This window comes from Serratia sp. JKS000199 (assembly GCF_900215455.1).
Lineage (GTDB): Bacteria > Pseudomonadota > Gammaproteobacteria > Enterobacterales > Enterobacteriaceae > Serratia > Serratia ureilytica.
Genome location: NZ_LT907843.1, coordinates 4,026,949 through 4,046,292, shown reverse-complemented (window position 1 = coordinate 4,046,292; position 19,344 = coordinate 4,026,949). Strand labels below are relative to the sequence as shown.

The window sequence follows — 19,344 nt, the reverse complement described above, 5'->3', positions numbered from 1 at the left end:
GTTATGCCGCGACTTGCACGATGCCGTCGACCACCCGGCTGGTGAAGCTGGCGACGGAGCGGCTGTCATCTTCCAGGCAGTGGCCATCGTACAGGCGGAAACGCTGTTTCTTCAGCGGGCTGGCGACCCACAACTCCCCCTGATGCTCGGCGATCAGCCCGCGCGACAGCACGCTGGCCTGGGCGAACGGGTCGATATTGCTGATGGCGAACACCTGTTCGTCGGCATAGGGGCGGAACACCGCCACCTGCCGATCGCCGATCAGGGCGCACACGCCGGTGCCGGGCAGGATGTCGGCGATGGGGCAAACGGTAATCCACTGGCTCATGCTTGGCTCTCCTCGGTGTCGATCAGGGTGACGGCAATGCGCTCGTCAGGGCGCGCCGGGCGGTGTTGGTCACGTTCGGCCACCACCTGCACGTTCGGATCGCGCAGCGGGCTGTTGATGAAGTGGGCGAAGCGCAGCTGCGTTTCCGGGTGCTCGACGGTTTCTTTCCACTCGCAGATCACTGCCTCGCGCAGGCGGGCGATATCCGCTTCCAGCTGCTCGTTGATGCCGAGCGTGTCGTCAACGATCACCTTGCGCAGGTAATCGATGCCGCCTTCCAGGCTCTCCAGCCATACCGAGGTGCGCTGCAGCTTATCGGCGGTGCGGATATAGAACATCATGAAACGGTCAAGGTAGCGCACCAGGGTCTCGCTATCGAGATCGGCGGCCAGCAGGTCGGCGTGGCGCGGTTTCATGCCGCCGTTGCCGCAAACATACAGGTTCCAGCCGTTTTCGGTGGCGATGATGCCGACGTCCTTGCCCTGCGCTTCGGCGCATTCCCGGGTACAGCCCGAGACGCCGAATTTCATTTTGTGCGGGGTGCGGATGCCTTTGTAGCGATGTTCCAGCGTGACGCCGAAACCGACGCTGTCGCCGACGCCATAGCGGCACCAGGTGCTGCCGACGCAGGTTTTCGCCATGCGCAGCGCCTTGGCGTATGCGTGCCCGGTTTCAAAGCCGGCGGCGAGCAGCTTGCGCCAGATGGCCGGCAGGTCGTCTTTCTGCGCGCCGAACATGCCGATGCGCTGCGAGCCGGTCATTTTGGTGTAAAGATTGTACTCCTTGGCGATCTGTCCGATGGCCAGCAGGCCGTCCGGGGTGATTTCGCCGCCGGCGGAGCGCGGTATCACCGAGTAAGTGCCGTCTTTTTGGATATTGCCGAGGAAGTTGTCGTTGGTATCCTGCAGCGGCGTGTGCTGCGGTTTGAGGATGTATTCGTTCCAGCACGAGGCCAGCAGCGAGCCGACGGTCGGTTTGCAGACTTCGCAGCCGTAGCCTTTGCCGTATTTGGCCAATAACGCCTCGAACGACTTGATGCCTTCGACGCGGATCAGGTGGAACAGCTCCTGGCGTGAATAGGCGAAGTGTTCGCACAGGTGGTGGTTGACCTCGATGCCTTGCTTGCTCAGCTCGGCGTTCAACACCTGGGTGAGCAGCGGGATGCAGCCGCCGCAGCCGGTGCCGGCCTTGGTTTCGGCTTTCAGCGCCGCCACGGTGTGACAGCCTTGGTTGACTGCCCGGATGATGTCGCCTTTGCTGACGTCGAAGCAGGAGCAAATCTGCGCGCTTTCCGGCAGCGAATCCACGCCGATGGCCGGCTTGCTGCCCGCATGGGCCGGCAGGATCAGGCCGTCCGGGTTTTCCGGCAGCGCGATGCCGTTCAGCGCCAGCTGCAGCAGGTTGCCGTAATCGCTGGTATCGCCGACCAACACTGCGCCGAGCAGGGTTTTGTTGTCGGCGCTGACCACGATGCGTTTGTAGACCTCTTTGCTCTCATCCAGATAAACGTAGCTGCGGGCGCCCTCGGTGCGGCCGTGGGCATCGCCGATGCCGCCGACGTCTACGCCCAGCAGTTTCAGTTTGGCGCTCATGTCGGCACCCTGGAAGCCGTTTTCGCGGCCCAGCAGGTGATCGGCGGCCACCTGCGCCATTTTGTAACCCGGCGCCACCAGGCCGAAGGTGCGATCGCGCCAGGCGGCGCACTCACCGATGGCGTACACGTCCGGATCCGATGTCTGGCAGCAGTCGTTGATGGCGATGCCGCCGCGGCGGCCGATCTCCAGTCCGCATTGACGCGCCAGCTTGTCCTGGGCGCGGATGCCGGTGGAGAAAACGATGAAATCCACTTCCAGCAGGCTGCCGTCGGCGAAATGCAGGGTTTTGCGCGCCGTGCCGCCGCCGTTGACGATCTCCTGGGTGTTTTTCCCGGTGTGTACTTTGACGCCCATGCGCTCGATCTTGCGGCGCAGCTGGTCACCGCCCATCGGGTCGAGCTGTTCGGCCATCAGCACCGGAGCGAATTCGATCACGTGCGTTTCCACCCCCAGGCTTTTCAGCGCGCCGGCAGCTTCCAGCCCCAACAGCCCGCCGCCGACCACCGCGCCGCGTTTGCTGCGGCGCGCGCAGGCTTCAATGGCGTTCAGGTCTTCGATGGTGCGGTAAACGAAGCAGTCCTGGCTATCCGAGCCTTTAATCGGCGGGATCCACGGATAGGAGCCGGTGGCCATGATCAGCTTGTCGTAATAGACGGTGCGTCCGGTATTGGAGTGGATGACTTTCTCGTCGCGATTGATGGTGATGGCGCGTTCGCCGATCAGCACCTTCACGCCGTGCTTTTCGTAAAAGCCTTCGCGCACCAGCGACAGCTCTTCGGCGGTATGGTGCGAGAAATAGGAAGAGAGATGCACGCGATCGTAAGCGATGCGCGGCTCTTCGCAAAATACGGTGATGTCGAATAGGTCTTTGTCTGCTTTATCCAACAGATCTTCGATGAACCGGTGGCCGACCATGCCATTGCCGATCACGGCAAGTTTGACTCTGCTCATTATTGCCTCAAAATTCGGGTTTCCTAGGCTTACCTTATCCCTCCCGAGGGGCAATTTATTGATGCAAATCAATCGCGCCTTTATATACCCACAACGTGGTATATGAATGATTTTCCACGTTTTTTGATAAGTTGCGGATTTTATTCACCTTTAGCTGAAGCGAGTCAGGTCGCGCACCAACTACCCCGCTGGGAGTAGACGCGCAGGCCGGCATGCAACGGCGACTTTGTCAGCGCGATCCGCTGCCAGTATGATGAAGAAAACCAGCGCAACGGCAGAGGTGAAGGGTGGTGAAACGTCCATTGAAGTTTATCGACAACCTGCGTTTAAGCGGGCATGAAGGATTGTGGCAACTGGCGATAGAACAGGGGCGCATTGCGCATCTGGTGCCGCAGCCGGAAGGGCAGGAGTGGCGCAGCGACGTGCTGGATGCGCAGGGCGGGCTGGCGCTGCCGGCATTCGTCGAACCCCATATTCATCTGGATACCACGCAAACCGCCGGCCAGCCGGCCTGGAACCAGTCCGGCACGCTGTTTGAGGGGATTGAGCGCTGGGCAGAACGCAAAGCCTTGTTGACCCATGAAGACGTCAAGCAACGCGCCTGGCAAACGCTCAAGTGGCAGATCGCCAACGGCGTGCAGTATGTGCGCACCCACGTCGACGTTTCCGATCCCACGCTGACCGCACTGCGCGCCATGCTGGAAGTTAAGCAGGAGGTGGCGCCCTGGGTAACGCTGCAGATCGTCGCCTTCCCGCAGGAGGGGATCCTTTCCTATCCCAACGGCGAAGCATTGCTGGAAGAAGCGCTGCGGCTGGGAGCCGACGTGGTGGGCGCCATTCCGCATTTCGAGTTCACCCGCGAGTACGGCGTGGAGTCGCTGCACAAGGCATTCGCGCTGGCGCAAAAATACGATCGGCTGGTGGACGTGCACTGCGATGAAATTGACGATGAGCAATCGCGTTTCGTCGAGACCGTGGCGGCGCTGGCGCTGAAGCTGGAGATGGGGGAGAAAGTCACCGCCAGCCACACCACGGCGATGCACTCTTACAACGGCGCTTACGCCTCGCGGCTGTTCCGCCTGCTGAAAATGTCCGGCATCAACTTCGTCGCCAACCCGCTGGTGAACATTCACCTGCAGGGGCGTTTCGACAGCTACCCAAAACGGCGCGGCGTGACGCGGGTGAAGGAGATGCTGGAGGCGGAGATCAACGTCTGCTTCGGCCACGACGATGTGTTCGATCCCTGGTATCCGCTCGGCACCGCCAACATGCTGCAGGTGCTGCATATGGGGCTGCACGTGTGCCAGCTGATGGGCTATGGCCAAATCGACGACGGGCTGAAGCTGATCACCAGCCACAGCGCGCGCACTCTTAACCTGAGCGACTACGGCCTGGCGGCCGGCAACAGCGCCAACCTGGTGATCCTGCCGGCGGAAAGCGGTTTCGACGCGGTGCGCCGCCAGACGCCGGTGCGTTATTCGATTCGCCAGGGCGCGGTGATCGCCGAAACGCGGCCGGCGGAAACCACGCTGCATCTGCAGCAGGATGAGACGGTGGATTTTCGGCGCTAAGGCGCAAAAAAAGGGCGCCTTGCGGGCGCCCTTGATGTATTTGATGCGAAGAAATCAGTGCGTCACGTGACCGTGGCTGCGGTGCTTGGTCACGAAGCCCAGCAGCAGACACATCACGAACACCGCCAGGTACAGGCCGTTGGCGGTGGTCAGCGCCGCGTGCGCCCCGCCTTTCGCCACGATCGGGCCGGTGACCACGAAGGTCAGCATGGTGCCGATGGTGCCGCAGGTCAGGATAAAGTTGACCAGCTTCGGCGAGGAGACCTTGGTCTGCAGCGAGCCGAGGGTGATCAGCGTGGTGTAGATGGCGCTGGAAACGAAGCCCAGGGCCATGATGTAGTAGCCCAGGTGCTCCGGATTGTCGGTGCTGACGAACAGGTACATCGCGCCGGTGGCCAGCGCGGCCAGCACGGTAACGATGCGCTGCAGATCGAAGAAGCGCAGGATGAAGCTGAACACCCACATGCCGACCATGTATGAGGTCCAGAAGTCGCTCACCAGCTTACCGGCCTGGCCGATGTCCATGTTGAACGACTTGGTGGCGTACTCAGGCACCCACTGAATGAAGCCCAGCTGGCCAAGGATGTAGCACAGCGCGGCGATCGAGAGGAACAGCACGCCGATGCCCCATTTTTCTTTCTCGACCGGTTGACCGGCGTCGGCGCCTTTCTTGCCCAGCACCGGGAAGTCGGAGCACAGGGTCAGCACGAAGATCCCCACGTACAGCAGGCCGATGCAGGCATAAACCCAGTACCAGCCGATATGGCGAGCCAGCAGCATGGCGGCGACGATTGGGAAAATCATCCCGGCCATGCTGAAGAAGGAATCGGTGAACAACAGGCGTGAACCGCGCTGGCGGCCGGCATACATGTGGGTGATCAGGAAGGTGCCGATCGACATGGTGATACCGCTAACCACGCCAAGGATAAACATGCACAGCGAGAACATGGTCAGGCTCTTGCCGAGCATCAGCCCTGCCACCGCCAGCACCATCAGGACAAAGCCGAAGATCAGCTGACGCTTCAGCGGGATGATTTCCATCAGCCAGGCATTGAGGAAGATCGAAATCAAAATGCCGGCGTTGAGGAAAGTAAAGGTGTTACTCATGCTGGAAACCGGCAGATTAAAGTACTCTGCAATGTTTCCCATCACCATCCCTGTGACGATCACTAAAGCACCGGTCAGCGCGTACGAAAAGAAGCTGATCCAGGTAAGCCGTATGCGGTTACTGTCATTCATTATATAGGCCTGAATATGTCTGTTAGAGGTTTTAAAACTGGCATAAGGCCGCTGGCTTTTCCTGGCAAACGCAGAAAAAAGTCCCGTTCAGGCCACCAGGGGGCGGATCCTAGCACAGACAACGGGATTTTTTGTGATGGCTGTCGATTTTTTGATGCAACCCATGAAGGGATGATACGCATTATTGTGATCTATTTGCGTACCGTCACAATGGAATCACGGTTGATGATCGTCGGCTCAAAACGGTGCGTCGGGGTGGCGGGATCGATCAACCTGCGCGCCGCGTATTGCGCCATCTCGCTGATGGGAAAGTGTACGCTGCTCAACGCCGGGCGGACGAAGGGCGCGCGTTCGCCGCTGTCGTAGCAGATCAAGGAGATATCCTGCGGCACCCGCAGGCGGTGCTCGTTGATCGCCAGCAGGGCGCCGATCGCCATCTCTTCGTTGCAGCAGTAGATGGCGCTGGGCGGCGCGGCCTGCCGCAACAGGCGATCGGCGCAGCGGTAACCGCTTTCCAGATCGTAAACGCCCTCCAGACAGGCCACCGGCTCGATATTCGCCGCCTGCATCGCCTCTTCAAACCCTTGCAGCCGCAGGCGGCTCGACGGCCGTTCGCGCGGCCCGCTGATGCAGGCGATGCGCCGGTGGCCGGCGTCGAGCAGTTGCTGGGTCGCCATGCGGCTGGCGAGCGGATGATCGAAGGTGACGCAGCGGTCTTCCAGCCCCGGCACCAGACGATCGAGCAACACGAAATGACGTTGCTCCGCCGCCAGCTGGCGCAGCCGATCGTCACTGAGAAAACGCACGTGCAGGATCACGCCGTCGCAGCGCAGGCTGAACAGCCGCTGCACCGCCTGCCATTCGTTTTCGGCGCTGTTGCGGCCCTGGGTCACCAGCAGCTGCTTGCCGTGGGATTCGGCCTCGGTTTGCACGAAGTCCATCAGCGCGCCGAAGAAGCCGCCGCGATACGACGTGGTGACCAACCCGAGGGTATTGCTGTGGCTGGAGGCGAGCGCGCGGGCCGCCGGGTTGGGGGTGTAACCGAGCTGGGCGACGGCGCGTTCAACCTTCTCGCGGGTCGGCGCTTTGACGTTGCTGTCGCCGTTCACTACCCGCGATACGGTGGCGCGCGATACGCCCGCCAGCGCCGCGACATCTTCCAGTGTCACCATCGTCCAACTCCTGATTACGGCTAAAAAAATGGGTTCGGCGCGCCGAACCCCTGTCATACCGCGCGCAGGCGCTTACCTGAACTGCGGTAAATACGGCGCGTTTATCGTCAACACCTCGTCCAGCAACGGCTGCGCCAGATTGGCGTTGCCCACCAGCGGGTTGGCGATCAGCGCCAGCAAGCCGCTGTGGCGATCGCCGTGCACCGCGGCCTCGATGGTCAGGCGTTCGTAGGCTTTCACCTGCTGCGTCAGCGCCTGCATCGGTTCCGACAGCGGGCCGAAGGTCAGCGGATGCGCGCCCTGAGCATCGACGATACAGTTGATTTCTATCACAGCATCGTCCGGCAGGCCATGGATTGCGCCGCGGTTTGCGGTGTTGACCACTAATTGCGTGCCGAGATTATTATGGATAGCACGGATCAGCTCCAGCGCAACTTCGGAATAGAAAGAACCGCCGCGGAAGCTGAGCTGCTCCGGCTTACTGTTCAACAGCGGATCGGCATACAGCTCGAACAGCTCTTTTTCTACCTGCATCACCTGCTCGGCGCGGGTGCCGCGCTCGCCGGCGGCGGCCATCTCTTCCGCCAGCATCTCGCGGGTCTGGTAAAAATAGCGGTGGTACGGGCAGGGGATGGCGCCGAGCGCGCGCAGGAAGTCCGGCTGCCAGGGCTCTTCCTTGATGTTGTTCATGGTCAGCGCCGCGCCGTCACACAGCATGTCGATCACGTTGCCGGTGACGTCGCGCCCCTGCTGCGTGACCTGATGCACCCAGACCATGTGGTTCAAACCGGCAAACCGCAGCTGCACGTCGGCGTAAGGCGCCTGCAGCATGTTGGCGATCATGTGATGCATGCTGATCGGTACGTTGCACAGGCCGATGATCTTCGCTTTGGTAAAGCGGGACACCGCCTCGGTGACGATGCCGGCCGGGTTGGTGAAGTTTATGATCCAGGCGTCCGGCGCCAGCTTTTCCACCCGACGGGCGATATCCAGCATTACCGGAATGGTGCGCAGCGCTTTGGCGAAGCCGCCGACGCCGGTGGTCTCCTGGCCGAGCAGCTGGTATTTGAGGCCCAGCCGTTCGTCGTCGGCGCGCGCCGGCAGTTGCCCGACGCGGAACTGGGTCAGCACGAAAGCGGCGCCGCGAATCGCTTCGTCCAGCGCGAAGTGCACGCTGACCTTCACCTGTTCCAGCCCGTGGCGCGCCAGCATGCGGCGGGTCAGGGCGGCGATGGTTTCCACTTTTTGGCGGCCTGGCTCGACGTCCACCAGCGCCAGCTCGGTGACCGGCAGCTCATCGATGCGTTGGATCAGCCCATCGACCAGTTCGGGAGTGTAGCTGCTGCCACCGCCAATCACCGCGATTTTGAGCGTGCTCATGAGCGGCCCTCCGTTTGCGACTGACGGCGATAGAGCTCGATCATGTCGTCGGCCAGATCCTGGATCACCATGGCGTTCATCAGATGATCCTGCGCATGTACCGTGATCAGGTTGATCGCCAGCTTGCCGCAGCCTTCGTCCAGGCCGATCAGCTCGGTCTGGATCAGGTGCGCCTTCTTCACCCACTCTTTGGATTCGACCATGTGTTTGGCCGCGGCGGCGAAGTCACCGGCGCGCGCTTGCCGCAACGCCATCAACGCATTACTGCGCGCGCTGCCGGAGAACACCAGCAGTTCCATGATGGTGCTTTCAAACTCAGGGCTGACTTCAGTCATCAATTCACTCACGTCATTTCTCCAGGGGTTGCGCGGCAACGCCGCCGTGGGATACCTCAGTATCCGTTCTTTTTATAATGAGAGCGCTCTCATTTATATAGGGTAACGGCAACGGGTGTGCAAACTGCGAGGTAGATCGCAAAAAACGCCCCGGGGTGGCGCTGGGCAAAAAATGCGTGACGCGGTTGGCAAAAAAGCCTTCTGCGCCCATACTTTCCGCAGCAAAATTCAGGGCCACCTAGGATATGTCCCGTAATTGGGTAAATATAGGTAAATGGCTGGCACTTGCCGATACAGCTCTTTAGAATCAAAGCGCTTTTCCGTTGTTTGTCTCTCAGAGAAAGGACCCGTTAATGTTCAAACGTACTTTAGTGACCTTCGTCGCGCTGTGTTCCCTGACAGCGATGGCGCCAGCGGCGCTCGCCGCCGGTGAAACTCATGTCATGCTGACCACCTCGGCAGGGAATATCGAGTTGGCGCTCGACAGTCAGAAGGCACCGGTTTCCACCCAGAATTTCGTCGATTACGTGAACAGCGGGTACTACAACAACACCATTTTCCACCGCGTGATCCCTGGCTTTATGATTCAGGGCGGCGGTTTCACCGCTGACATGCAGCAGAAATCCACCAAGGCGCCAATCAAGAACGAAGCCGACAACGGCTTGCGCAACCTGCGCGGCACCATTTCGATGGCGCGCACCGCCGACAAGGACAGCGCCACCAGCCAGTTCTTCCTGAACGTGGCCGATAACGCCTTCCTGGATCACGGCCAGCGTGACTTCGGCTACGCCGTGTTCGGCAAAGTGGTGAAAGGCATGGACGTCGTGGACAAGATCGCTCAGGTGCCGACCGGCAACGTCGGCCCTTACCAGAATGTGCCGACCAAACCGGTGGTGATTCTGTCGGCCAAGGTGCTGCCGTAAGTTTTTTGGCCGATCCCGCCGGGGTCGGCCGTCCTTCCTCACGAAGCCTTGCCTTCATCACTGTTTTCTCTCGCGCCCCATGCTCTAATCGGCAGACAATAACCAGACCGGAAATCCGGCGTTCGCCCTTTGTTGTCTCTGGATGAGTTGCTGCCATGTATGAATTTAACCAGGTGCTGTTGCTGTTGCAGCAGATGTGCGTCTATCTCGTCATCGCCTATCTGCTGAGCAAACCCCCGCTGTTTATCCCGCTGATGCAGGTGACTATTCGCCTGCCGCACAAGCTGCTGTGTTACGTGATTTTCTCGGTGTTCTGCATCATGGGCACCTATTTCGGGTTGCACATTCAGGATTCGATCGCCAATACCCGCGCGATAGGCGCGGTCCTGGGCGGCTTGCTGGGCGGGCCGTCGGTAGGCTTTCTGGTCGGGCTGACCGGCGGGCTGCACCGGTATACGCTCGGCGGCATGACCGACGTGGCCTGCGCGATCTCCACGGTGTCGGAAGGCCTGGTCGGCGGTATCGTACACAGCATCGCCATGCGCCGCGGGCGCATCGAGCTGCTGTTCAATCCGCTGTTCGTCGGCGGCGTGGCGCTGGTGGCGGAAGTGTTGCAGATGGCGATCATTCTGGCGGTGGCGCGTCCTTACAACGAGGCGTTGCAGCTGGTGGAACACATCGCGCTGCCGATGATGATCGCCAATACCGTCGGCGCGGCGATGTTTATGCAAATCCTGCTGGATCGGCGCGCGATGTTCGAGAAATACACCAGCGCTTTCTCTTCCAAGGCGCTGAAAATCGCCGAGCGCACCGAGGGTATCCTGCGGCAGGGCTTCGATCAGGAAAACAGCATGAAGGTCGCCCGGGTGATTTATCAGGAACTGGGTATCGGCGCGGTGGCGATCACCGATCGCGACAAGCTGTTGGCGTTTATCGGCATCGGCGACGATCACCACCTGCCGGGGACGCCGATCGCCTCGGTGCATTCGCATCGCGCCATCGACAACAACGAGGTGGTGTACGCCGACGGCAACCAGCTCTCTTACTGCTGCTCGATCAATCCGGCCTGCAAGCTGGGATCGACGCTGGTGATCCCGCTGCGCGGCGAAAACCAGCGGGTCATCGGCACCATCAAGCTGTACGAACCGAAAAGCCAGCTGTTCAGCACCATCAACCGCACGCTGGGCGAAGGCATCGCCAGCCTGCTGTCGGCGCAGATCATGGCCGGACAGTACGAGCGCCACAAGCAGCTGTTGGCGCAGTCGGAGATCAAGCTGTTGCATGCGCAGGTCAACCCGCATTTCCTGTTCAATGCGTTGAATACGCTGGTGGCGGTGATCCGCCGTGATGGCGAGCGCGCCTGCGAGTTGGTGCAGTCCCTTTCGACCTTCTTTCGCAAAAACCTCAAGCGCTCGGATGATGAAGTCAGCCTGGCGGACGAGATAGAACATGTGAACGCCTACCTGCAGATCGAGAAAGCGCGTTTCGCCGATCGGCTGGAGATTGCGGTATCGCTGCCCGAGGCGCTGCTGGCGGCGCGGCTGCCGGCGTTTTCGCTGCAGCCGATCGTCGAGAACGCCATCAAGCACGGCACCTCGCATCTGTTGGGCGTGGGCCGCATCGAAATCGGCGCCTGCTGCGAAGGCGAGCATCTGCTGCTGCAGGTGACGGACAACGCCGGGCTGTTCCAGCCGAAACCGAACTGCAGCGGGCTGGGTATGAATCTGGTAGATAAACGCATTCGCGTGCGCTACGGCGAAGGCTATGGTGTGCAGGTGGATTGCCGGCCGGACGCCTATACCCGCATTACGCTCAATGTTCCCATGGAGAGGGCCGCCTGATGTTAAACGTACTGATTGTTGACGATGAGCCTTCCGCGCGCGACAACCTGCGCCATCTGCTGGAGGCCGAAGCGGGGATCGCGATCATCGGCGAATGCGCCAACGCCATCGAAGCCATCAGCCAGATCCACCGGCTGCAGCCGGATGTGGTGTTTCTCGATATTCAAATGCCGCGCATCAGCGGGCTGGAAATGGTCGGCATGCTGGATCCCAATCGGATGCCGCACATCGTGTTTCTGACCGCCTACGACGAATACGCGGTGCAGGCGTTCGAGGAGCACGCCTTCGACTATCTGCTGAAGCCGGCGGAGCCGAAGCGGCTGAGCAAGACGCTGCAACGCCTGCGGCAGCGCAGTGCGCCGCAGGACGTGGCGGCGCTGGATGAGAGCGCCGGCTACCTGAAATACATTCCCTGCACCGGCCACAGCCGCATCTATCTGCTGCGGTTCGACGAGGTGCTGGCGATCCGTTCCAAACTGAGCGGGGTATTCGTGGTGCGCCGCGACGGCATGGAGTGTTTCACCGAATTGACGCTGCGCACGCTGGAAAGCCGTACGCCGCTGGTGCGCTGCCATCGGCAGTATTTGGTCAACCTGGAGCAGGTGCGCGAGATCCGCTTCGAAGAAGGCGGCGCGGCGGAGATGATCATGTCCGCCGGCGATCCGGTGCCGGTCAGCCGGCGCTATTTGAAAGCGCTGAAGGAGCAACTGGGGCTGCGGGGGTGACGCAGGTCTTAGGGGGATTCTGAAAAGACAGGCATCATGGGCGTCCCGACGGCGCCCTTTTTGTTTGTCCTTGACGGGGTTACGCGGCGCTTATAGCTTTATTGCATCAACAGGCGCGTTTCGCGCCGCGTCAGCGTCAAAGGAACAGAAAATGAGTGAACCACGGATTATCGCCAAGGCGATGAAAGACGGAAAACCGGAACAGGATCTGGTGATTTTGCCGGCGTTGGCCAACCGCCACGGGTTGATTACCGGGGCAACCGGCACCGGCAAGACGGTGACGCTGCAAAAAATGGCCGAACAGTTCTCGCGCATCGGCGTGCCGGTGTTCCTGTCGGACGTGAAGGGCGATCTTTCCGGCATCGGCGCCGAGGGCGTGCCTTCCGAGAAGCTGCAGGCGCGCCTGGCAGCGATTGGCGTCACCGACTGGCAGCCGCAGGCCTGCACCATTATCCCGTGGGATATTTACGGCGAAAAGGGGCATCCGATCCGCGCCACCATTTCCGATCTCGGGCCGCTGCTGCTGGGGCGCCTGTTGGATCTGAACGAGGTGCAAAGCGGCGTGCTGCAACTGGTGTTCAAAATCGCCGATGACAACGCGCTGCTGCTGTTGGACATGAAAGACCTGCGCGCCATGGTGCAGTTCGTCGGCGATAACGCCAAACAATTCCAGACTCAGTACGGCAATATCTCTGCCGCGTCGATCGGCGCCATCCAGCGCGGGTTGCTGACGCTGGAAGAGCAGGGCGCCAACCAGTTCTTCGGCGAGCCGATGCTGGACATCAACGATCTGATGAAAACCGACGCCAACGGTCATGGCGTGATCAACCTGCTGGCGGCGGACAAGCTGATCAATCAGCCGAAGCTGTATTCAGTGTTCCTGCTGTGGCTGCTGGCCGAGCTGTTTGAACATCTGCCGGAAGTGGGCGACCCTGAACAGCCGAAGCTGGTGTTCTTCTTCGATGAAGCGCACCTGCTGTTCAACGACGCGCCGGCGGCGCTGTTGACCAAGATCGAACAGGTGGTGCGCCTGATCCGCTCCAAAGGCGTCGGCATTTACTTCGTCACCCAGAACCCGCTGGATATCCCGGACAGCGTGCTGGGCCAGTTGGGCAACCGCGTACAGCATGCGCTGCGCGCCTTTACGCCGCGCGATCAGAAGGCGGTGAAAACGGCGGCGCAAACCCTGCGTGCCAATCCGGCCTTCGATGCTGAAACGGCGATCACCGAGCTGGGCGTGGGCGAAGCGCTGGTGTCATTCCTCGACGAAAAGGGCCGGCCGAACGTGGTGGAGCGGGCGATGGTCATCGCGCCGGAATCCAAGATGGGCATGCTCGGCGCGGAAGGGCTGAACAGCGCGATCAACAAGTCGCCGCTGTATGGCCGCTATGAAGACATGATTGACCGCGAGTCCGCCTACGAGAAGCTGTCGTCGGGCGGCTTCGCCACCGTCGGCACTGCGCAGCAGGGGCAGCAACCGCAGGCGCAAGCGCAGCAACAGACGGGCGGCGGCCTGATGGACGGATTGAACGAGCTGCTGTTCGGTTCCACCGGCCCGCGCGGCGGCAAACGCGACGGCATCGTCCAGACCGCTGCCAAGAGCATGGCGCGCGATCTCGGCCGGCAGATCCTGCGCGGCGTACTGGGCTCGATCACCGGCGGCCGTAAAAAGTAAGCGGAAATTATCGTCGGCAGCGGCGGGTTAAATCAGTAAACTATGGCGGCGTTTTTCTCTGCCGGACCTAACATGCTGCTGCTGATCGATAACTACGACTCCTTTACCTATAACCTTTACCAGTACTTCTGCGAGTTGGGCGCCGAGGTGGTGGTGAAGCGCAATGATGAGCTGCAGCTGGCCGATATCGAGCGGCTGGCGCCGCAGCATCTGGTGATTTCCCCCGGCCCTTGTACCCCGAACGAAGCGGGCATCTCGCTGGCTGCCATTCGTCATTTCGCCGGCAAGCTGCCGATCCTCGGCGTGTGCCTGGGGCACCAGGCGCTGGGGCAGGCGTTCGGCGCCGAGGTGGTGCGCGCCCGCGCGGTGATGCACGGCAAAACCTCGGCGATTCGCCATCTGGGCGTCGGCGTGTTTCGCGGCCTGAGCGATCCGCTGACCGTGACGCGTTACCATTCGTTGGTGCTGAAAGCCGATACGCTGCCGGATTGCTTTGAAGTGACCGCCTGGAGCGAACGCGACGGCGTGCGCGACGAGATCATGGGTATCCGCCACCGCACGCTGGCGCTGGAAGGGGTGCAGTTCCACCCGGAAAGCGTGCTCAGCGAGCAGGGCCATCAGCTGTTGGACAATTTTCTCAGGCGTTAATCCCTTCGCATTTTTTTCGCCCGTCAGGCGTTTTGCATTTGCGCTTTAGTGTTTTTTTATGCATATTTCGTGATTATATTTTCATTATAACATCGCGATAGCGCTGAAAAACCTTCAGGGTGGAGCCGAAAATGACTGACAAATCCGCAGTGAGCCGCAGCACCTTTGACCAGGTGATCCTGCCTGTTTATGCACCCGCCCAGTTTGTGCCGGTGCGCGGCCAAGGCAGCCGGGTCTGGGATCAGCAGGGAAAAGAGTACATCGATTTTTCCGGCGGCATAGCGGTGACGGCGCTGGGGCACTGCCATCCGGCGCTGGTCGAGGCGCTCAAACGCCAGGGCGAAACCTTGTGGCATACCAGCAACGTCTTCACCAATGAACCGGCGCTGCGCCTGGCGAGCAAATTGATCGACGCCACCTTCGCCGATCGGGTGTTCTTCGCCAACTCCGGCGCAGAGGCCAACGAGGCGGCGTTCAAACTGGCGCGTCATTACGCTATCACCCGCCACAGCCCCTATAAAACCAAAATCATCGCCTTCTATAACGCGTTTCACGGCCGCACGCTGTTCACCGTGTCGGTGGGCGGGCAGGCCAAATATTCCGACGGGTTCGGGCCGAAGCCGGCCGACATCGTGCACGTGCCGTTCAACGATCTGGCGGCGGTGAAAGCGGTGATGGACGACCACACCTGCGCGGTGGTGATGGAGCCGATTCAGGGCGAGGGCGGCATTACGCCGGTCGACGCCGACTTCCTTAAAGGCGTGCGCAAACTGTGCGACCAACATCAGGCGCTGCTGGTGTTCGATGAAGTGCAAAGCGGTATGGGGCGCAGCGGCAAGCTGTTCGCCTATATGCATTATGGCGTGACGCCGGACATTCTCACCACCGCCAAGGCGCTGGGCGGCGGTTTCCCGGTGAGCGCCATGCTGACTACCGAAGAGATTGCGTCGGTGATGCAGGTGGGCACTCACGGCACCACCTATGGCGGCAACCCGCTGGCCTGCGCGGTGGCGGAGGCGGCGCTGGATGTGATCAATACGCCGGAGGTGCTGAGCGGCATCGAGCAGCGCCATGCGCTGTATGTACAGTCTTTGCAGAATATCGGCGATAAATACGGTATTTTCACCGCCATTCGCGGCATGGGGTTGCTGATCGGCGCCGAGCTGACGCCGCATTATCACGGCAGAGCGCGCGATTTCCTCACCGCCGCCGCCGCGCGTGGGCTGATGATCCTCAACGCCGGGCCGAACGTGATCCGCTTTGCGCCGTCGCTGGTGGTGGAGCTGCAGGACATCGAGGCCGGCATGGCGCTGTTCGAGCTGGCGGTGCAGGATGTGATCAACGCCTGAAGCACCTGCGGCGAATAACGGGGCGCGGCATGCCGCGCCCTTATTGATCGCGCAGTTTACGCTTGAGCCAGATGCCGTGGTGCGGGCGCTGGCGCCAGGCCAGCGACGAAATGGTGTGCATGACGCTCAGGTGCGACAGAATACGCCGCAAATGACGTTCCATCTCGGTGACGGGCATCTCCGGATGCAGATCCGGCGGCTGCATGATGCCGCTGTTGTCACTGCTCGGGCCGTCGTATTCCAACCGCTGCTGGCAGCTTTGCAGCGCGATTTCACAGGTTTGCAGATACGCTTCCGCCAGCTTCGGCGTCAGCATGTAGTGCTCGCGCGCCAGGATGGTCATGGCGTTCAGGTGTTCGACGATGAACTGGCTGTGAGTGACCCACAGCCGCATGTCCGCCAGATAGTTCGAGGCGAACCCCGGTTCCTGCATCGCCTGATTGAGCGAAGTGAACAGCGCATTGTGCGCCTGGTTGACCTGCATGCGGGCATAGGCCAACGCGGTGGCGTCCGGCTCCGGTTGCTTCAGCATCAGCCGCAGCGCGGCTTGATCGTTTTCCAGCGCCTGATGGGCATTCTTGCGCAGCAGCCCGCTTTGCCACTGCGGCCACAGCCAAATGGTGCCGCCGAACGCCAGCACGCAGCCGATCAGCGTATCGATCAGACGCGGCACCAAAAAATGCGAGCCGTTCAGCGCCAGCAGCTGCAGGGTGTAAACCGCCGTGACCGTAAAGCCAATCACCGACAGCCCGTAGTTCTTGCGCGAAACCAGGTAGGCCAGCAGCGTGATCATCAGCATGATGCTCAGTGTTTCTGCTTTCGGTAACTGCAGCTGCAACAGCCCGGCCGCCAGCAACAAACCGGCGATCGTGCCGAGCGCACGGTGCTGAATACGCACCCGGGTGGCGTTATAGCCGTTTTGGCTCACCAGCATGATGGTGAGCAGTATCCAGTACGGCTTCGGCAGATTGAATACCGCCCCCAGGCTGCTGCCGACCGCCAGCGTCACCCCCAGTCGTGCGGCGTTGCGCAGCGCCGTGGATTTGAACGACAGGTAGCTGGCCAACGCCGGCCAAAACGGCAGGCGATGCTGGCTGGGCATCAAATCGCGGCGGTACAGCGGATGCTGGGTGCGCAGCAGGCGGGCAATGCGGCTGAAATGGTAGTAACAAAACTGGCCGACCGGGTTGTCGGGATGCTGCGCCGCCATTTTTTCCAGCGCCGCCAGTTCGTGCGTCATGGAAAAGCGCTTCGAATGTTGATGGTAGAGAATATCGTGCGCCACCACGCGCAGCCGCCCGGCGATCACCTGAGCGTTGCGGCGAATGATCGCTTCGGCCTGGCTCTGCTCCATCAGTTTTTGTACTTCCTCCGGCAAGTGCAGGCTGACGGTGATGTGCTCCTGCAGATCCATCGCCACCTGAAAGGCGCGTTGCAGACGCTTTTGATCGAGGTTGTTGGCGTGCGGCAGGAAATTAAGCTGTTGGTACAGCAGGCTGATCAGATCCATCACCTTTTGCTGGCGCACCAGCAGCGGCGGCAGAGCGGTCTGCGGATCGGTGTGCTGAGTCAGCAGCGAGTATTTGGCTTCGAAGTAGTCCGCCAGTTCCAGATAGAGCTGGCTCAGCGTCTCGCGCATCGGCTGCTCTTTCCACAGCCGGAACCAGAACCAGGTGAATAAGCCGTACCAGGCGGTGCCGATCGCGTACAGCAGCGGCGCCTGCCAGAGAGGCACGGTGCCGGCCATGCTGAGGGAGAAGATGGCGGCCACCAGCGCCGCCGGCAACAGCCGGGCGTGCAGCGGGCTGATTTCGCCGGTGACGCCGAGCAGCAGCGCCAGGCCCAGCATCAGCGCCGGCAGCGGCACGTGCCACAGCAGGGCTTGTTGCAGCAGCAGGCTGCTGAGGGCAAACAGCGCACCGCCGACGATCAGCCGTTTAAAGAAGCGCCTATGCGGCGTGTCCAGACCGGCGATATTGCAGCAGGCGGGCACCAGAGAGAACATCAGGCCGAGCTGCAGCTGGCCAATCAGCAGGCCAAACAGCACCGGCAGGCACAACACCAGCGTTTGTCGCAGTGCGTAGTTGACTTCCGGGTGGTAAATCAGGCGGCGCCACATGGCAGAGAGCAGACAAAAAAACGGCGCAGATTGCGCCGTTTCTTCAGGGATTAACGGGTGCCGTAGACGACAATGGTCTTGCCGTGGGCGGAAATCAGGTTTTGGTCTTCCAGCATTTTCAGAATACGGCCAACGGTTTCACGCGAGCAGCCGACGATCTGGCCGATTTCCTGGCGGGTGATCTTGATCTGCATGCCGTCCGGGTGAGTCATGGCGTCGGGTTGCTTCGCCAGATTCAGCAGGGTTTGCGCGATGCGGCCGGTGACGTCCAGGAAGGCGAGGTTGCCCACTTTTTCGGAAGTGACCTGCAGGCGGCTCGCCATTTGGGCGGACAGACGCATCAGGATGTCCGGGTTAACCTGGATCAACTGGCGGAATTTCTTGTAGGAAATTTCGGCCACTTCACAGGCGGTTTTGGCGCGAACCCAGGCGCTGCGCTCCTGACCTTCTTCGAACAATCCGAGCTCGCCGATGAAATCCCCCTGGTTGAGGTAGGACAGGATCATCTCTTTACCTTCTTCATCCTTGATCAGCACCGCGACGGAGCCTTTCACGATGTAGTAAAGCGTTTCGGCCTTTTCACCTTGGTGAATCAGCGTACTCTTCGATGGATATTTGTGGATATGGCAATGAGACAGGAACCATTCGAGAGTAGGGTCTGTTTGCGGTTTGCCGAGAACCATTCGCTGTTATCCTCTGTTGTTATCGCTGCCTTGTGTCACAGGGGTCAGAGTTCCCTGTAAAACCCGCCTGTAGCCGCAGTTATGAGCGAGGGCTACCGGCAAGTTTTGAGGCGTGTCATAAAAATACGCTGTCGCTCTAGCATATTAACTTGCCGTAAGCGCTGCAAGCTACATTCTGTTAACATACCGGTAAAGGAGCCTTTCTCTGGGCGTTTCCCTGAAATTCAGTGTCCCGGAAAGATTTATTGCGGCTCTGTTTGTAGCACAGAGTAAGGCGGGTGTCTCGTGTTGTCTCGCTTCAGCATGATTAGCATCAGGTTACGTTGCCTGTTTCTATGCGAAAGCGTACTCTGATTTTAAGAAATCAACCGGAGTGACCAGAATGCAGGCAAGAGTTAAGTGGGTGGAAGGGTTAACGTTTTTGGGTGAATCGGCCTCCGGCCACCAGGTGCTGATGGACGGCAACGCCGGCGATAAAGCGCCCAGCCCGATGGAGATGGTGCTGATGTCGGTGGGTGGCTGCAGCGCGATCGACGTGGTGTCCATCCTGCAAAAAGGGCGCAACGACGTGCGCGACTGCGAGGTGAAGCTGACCTCCGAGCGCCGTGCAGAAGCCCCGCGGTTGTTCACCCATATCAACCTGCACTTCATCGTCACCGGCCAGGATCTGACCGACAAAATCGTAGAGCGAGCGGTGAACCTGTCGGCGGAGAAGTACTGCTCGGTGGCGCTGATGCTCAACAAGGCCGCCACGGTGACCCACAGCTTCGAGATCCGCCAGCCGGCGTAATCGAGACGGAGCGCGGCCCG

Annotated in this window: 16 protein-coding genes; 8 read left to right on the top strand and 8 right to left on the bottom strand. The window is 60.7% G+C overall.

The window, feature by feature from the left end:
- Position 1: 1 nt before the first annotated feature.
- Entirely contained in the window at positions 2–328 is a 327-nt protein-coding gene (nirD, locus tag CPH57_RS19260; RefSeq protein WP_033645269.1) for a nitrite reductase small subunit NirD, read from the bottom strand.
- Positions 325–2,874, bottom strand: a complete 2,550-nt coding sequence (nirB, locus tag CPH57_RS19255) for a nitrite reductase large subunit NirB (protein ID WP_046687919.1) — start codon at positions 2,872–2,874, stop codon at positions 325–327. The genes nirD and nirB overlap by 4 nt, the downstream gene beginning before the upstream one ends.
- Before the next feature lie 290 nt (positions 2,875–3,164).
- Here nirB and CPH57_RS19245 point away from each other — a divergent pair, with 290 nt between their 5' ends.
- Positions 3,165–4,445: a cytosine deaminase gene (locus tag CPH57_RS19245; RefSeq protein ID WP_169539927.1), complete on the top strand. Its 1,281-nt coding sequence runs from the start codon at positions 3,165–3,167 to the stop codon at positions 4,443–4,445.
- A 54-nt stretch (positions 4,446–4,499) separates the two neighbouring features.
- Here the strand turns inward: CPH57_RS19245 and tsgA are convergent, their stop codons facing one another.
- The 4 genes from tsgA to CPH57_RS19225 form a co-directional block, all read right to left on the bottom strand.
- The gene (gene tsgA / locus CPH57_RS19240; protein WP_025304528.1) at positions 4,500–5,684 is read right to left on the bottom strand and encodes an MFS transporter TsgA; all 1,185 of its coding nucleotides are present in this window, start codon (positions 5,682–5,684) and stop codon (positions 4,500–4,502) included.
- Between the two features lie 191 nt (positions 5,685–5,875).
- Positions 5,876–6,856 carry a LacI family DNA-binding transcriptional regulator gene (locus tag CPH57_RS19235; RefSeq protein ID WP_033645266.1) on the bottom strand — a complete coding sequence of 327 codons (981 nt, stop codon included), beginning with the start codon at positions 6,854–6,856 and terminating at the stop codon, positions 5,876–5,878.
- Positions 6,857–6,928: 72 nt separating this feature from the next.
- Positions 6,929–8,236 (bottom strand): 6-phospho-beta-glucosidase, encoded by a 1,308-nt coding sequence (locus tag CPH57_RS19230; RefSeq protein WP_096242653.1) that lies wholly within the window; start codon positions 8,234–8,236, stop codon positions 6,929–6,931.
- Complete coding sequence (locus CPH57_RS19225; protein WP_025304525.1) at positions 8,233–8,571, bottom strand: PTS lactose/cellobiose transporter subunit IIA; 339 nt, start codon at positions 8,569–8,571, stop codon at positions 8,233–8,235. Before CPH57_RS19225 ends, CPH57_RS19230 begins: the two co-directional genes overlap by 4 nt.
- Before the next feature lie 353 nt (positions 8,572–8,924).
- On the opposite strand from CPH57_RS19225, the gene ppiA reads away from it, so the two are divergent.
- The 6 genes from ppiA (at position 8,925) to CPH57_RS19190 (ending at position 15,732) form a co-directional block, all read left to right on the top strand.
- Positions 8,925–9,494, top strand: coding sequence for a peptidylprolyl isomerase A (ppiA, locus tag CPH57_RS19215; protein ID WP_033636286.1), 570 nt, complete (start codon positions 8,925–8,927; stop codon positions 9,492–9,494).
- A 155-nt stretch (positions 9,495–9,649) separates the two neighbouring features.
- A complete protein-coding gene (locus CPH57_RS19210; protein ID WP_096242652.1) occupies positions 9,650–11,335 on the top strand; it encodes a sensor histidine kinase in 1,686 nt (561 codons plus the stop codon).
- A complete protein-coding gene (gene btsR, locus CPH57_RS19205; RefSeq protein ID WP_096242651.1) occupies positions 11,335–12,060 on the top strand; it encodes a two-component system response regulator BtsR in 726 nt (241 codons plus the stop codon). The genes CPH57_RS19210 and btsR overlap by 1 nt, the downstream gene beginning before the upstream one ends.
- A 151-nt stretch (positions 12,061–12,211) precedes the next feature.
- On the top strand, positions 12,212–13,735 hold the full coding sequence (locus tag CPH57_RS19200) for a helicase HerA-like domain-containing protein (RefSeq protein WP_033645261.1): 1,524 nt from the start codon (positions 12,212–12,214) through the stop codon (positions 13,733–13,735).
- Between the two features lie 72 nt (positions 13,736–13,807).
- Entirely contained in the window at positions 13,808–14,383 is a 576-nt protein-coding gene (locus tag CPH57_RS19195) for an aminodeoxychorismate synthase component II (protein ID WP_033645386.1), read from the top strand.
- A 131-nt stretch (positions 14,384–14,514) separates the two neighbouring features.
- Positions 14,515–15,732, top strand: coding sequence for an aspartate aminotransferase family protein (locus tag CPH57_RS19190; protein WP_033645260.1), 1,218 nt, complete (start codon positions 14,515–14,517; stop codon positions 15,730–15,732).
- 40 nt (positions 15,733–15,772) lie between these two features.
- Here the strand turns inward: CPH57_RS19190 and CPH57_RS19185 are convergent, their stop codons facing one another.
- Positions 15,773–17,851, bottom strand: coding sequence for a YccS/YhfK family putative transporter (locus CPH57_RS19185; protein WP_096242650.1), 2,079 nt, complete (start codon positions 17,849–17,851; stop codon positions 15,773–15,775).
- Positions 17,852–17,901: 50 nt separating this feature from the next.
- The gene (crp, locus tag CPH57_RS19180; protein WP_004090925.1) at positions 17,902–18,534 is read right to left on the bottom strand and encodes a cAMP-activated global transcriptional regulator CRP; all 633 of its coding nucleotides are present in this window, start codon (positions 18,532–18,534) and stop codon (positions 17,902–17,904) included.
- A gap of 382 nt (positions 18,535–18,916) precedes the next feature.
- Between crp and CPH57_RS19175 the strand changes: the two genes are divergently transcribed.
- Positions 18,917–19,324 carry an OsmC family protein gene (locus CPH57_RS19175; protein ID WP_025304517.1) on the top strand — a complete coding sequence of 136 codons (408 nt, stop codon included), beginning with the start codon at positions 18,917–18,919 and terminating at the stop codon, positions 19,322–19,324.
- Positions 19,325–19,344 lie beyond the last annotated feature (20 nt).

Excerpts from the sequence above, each read along its gene's own strand:
- nirD (WP_033645269.1), bottom strand. The coding sequence starts at position 328 with ATGAGCCAGTGGATTACCGTTTGCCCCATCGCCGACATCCTGCCCGGC.
- nirB (WP_046687919.1), bottom strand. The coding sequence starts at position 2,874 with ATGAGCAGAGTCAAACTTGCCGTGATCGGCAATGGCATGGTCGGCCAC.
- tsgA (WP_025304528.1), bottom strand. The coding sequence starts at position 5,684 with ATGAATGACAGTAACCGCATACGGCTTACCTGGATCAGCTTCTTTTCG.
- CPH57_RS19235 (WP_033645266.1), bottom strand. The coding sequence starts at position 6,856 with ATGGTGACACTGGAAGATGTCGCGGCGCTGGCGGGCGTATCGCGCGCC.
- CPH57_RS19230 (WP_096242653.1), bottom strand. The coding sequence starts at position 8,236 with ATGAGCACGCTCAAAATCGCGGTGATTGGCGGTGGCAGCAGCTACACT.
- CPH57_RS19225 (WP_025304525.1), bottom strand. The coding sequence starts at position 8,571 with ATGACTGAAGTCAGCCCTGAGTTTGAAAGCACCATCATGGAACTGCTG.
- ppiA (WP_033636286.1), top strand. The coding sequence starts at position 8,925 with ATGTTCAAACGTACTTTAGTGACCTTCGTCGCGCTGTGTTCCCTGACA.
- CPH57_RS19210 (WP_096242652.1), top strand. The coding sequence starts at position 9,650 with ATGTATGAATTTAACCAGGTGCTGTTGCTGTTGCAGCAGATGTGCGTC.
- btsR (WP_096242651.1), top strand. The coding sequence starts at position 11,335 with ATGTTAAACGTACTGATTGTTGACGATGAGCCTTCCGCGCGCGACAAC.
- CPH57_RS19200 (WP_033645261.1), top strand. The coding sequence starts at position 12,212 with ATGAGTGAACCACGGATTATCGCCAAGGCGATGAAAGACGGAAAACCG.
- CPH57_RS19195 (WP_033645386.1), top strand. The coding sequence starts at position 13,808 with ATGCTGCTGCTGATCGATAACTACGACTCCTTTACCTATAACCTTTAC.
- CPH57_RS19190 (WP_033645260.1), top strand. The coding sequence starts at position 14,515 with ATGACTGACAAATCCGCAGTGAGCCGCAGCACCTTTGACCAGGTGATC.
- CPH57_RS19185 (WP_096242650.1), bottom strand. The coding sequence starts at position 17,851 with ATGTGGCGCCGCCTGATTTACCACCCGGAAGTCAACTACGCACTGCGA.
- crp (WP_004090925.1), bottom strand. The coding sequence starts at position 18,534 with ATGGTTCTCGGCAAACCGCAAACAGACCCTACTCTCGAATGGTTCCTG.
- CPH57_RS19175 (WP_025304517.1), top strand. The coding sequence starts at position 18,917 with ATGCAGGCAAGAGTTAAGTGGGTGGAAGGGTTAACGTTTTTGGGTGAA.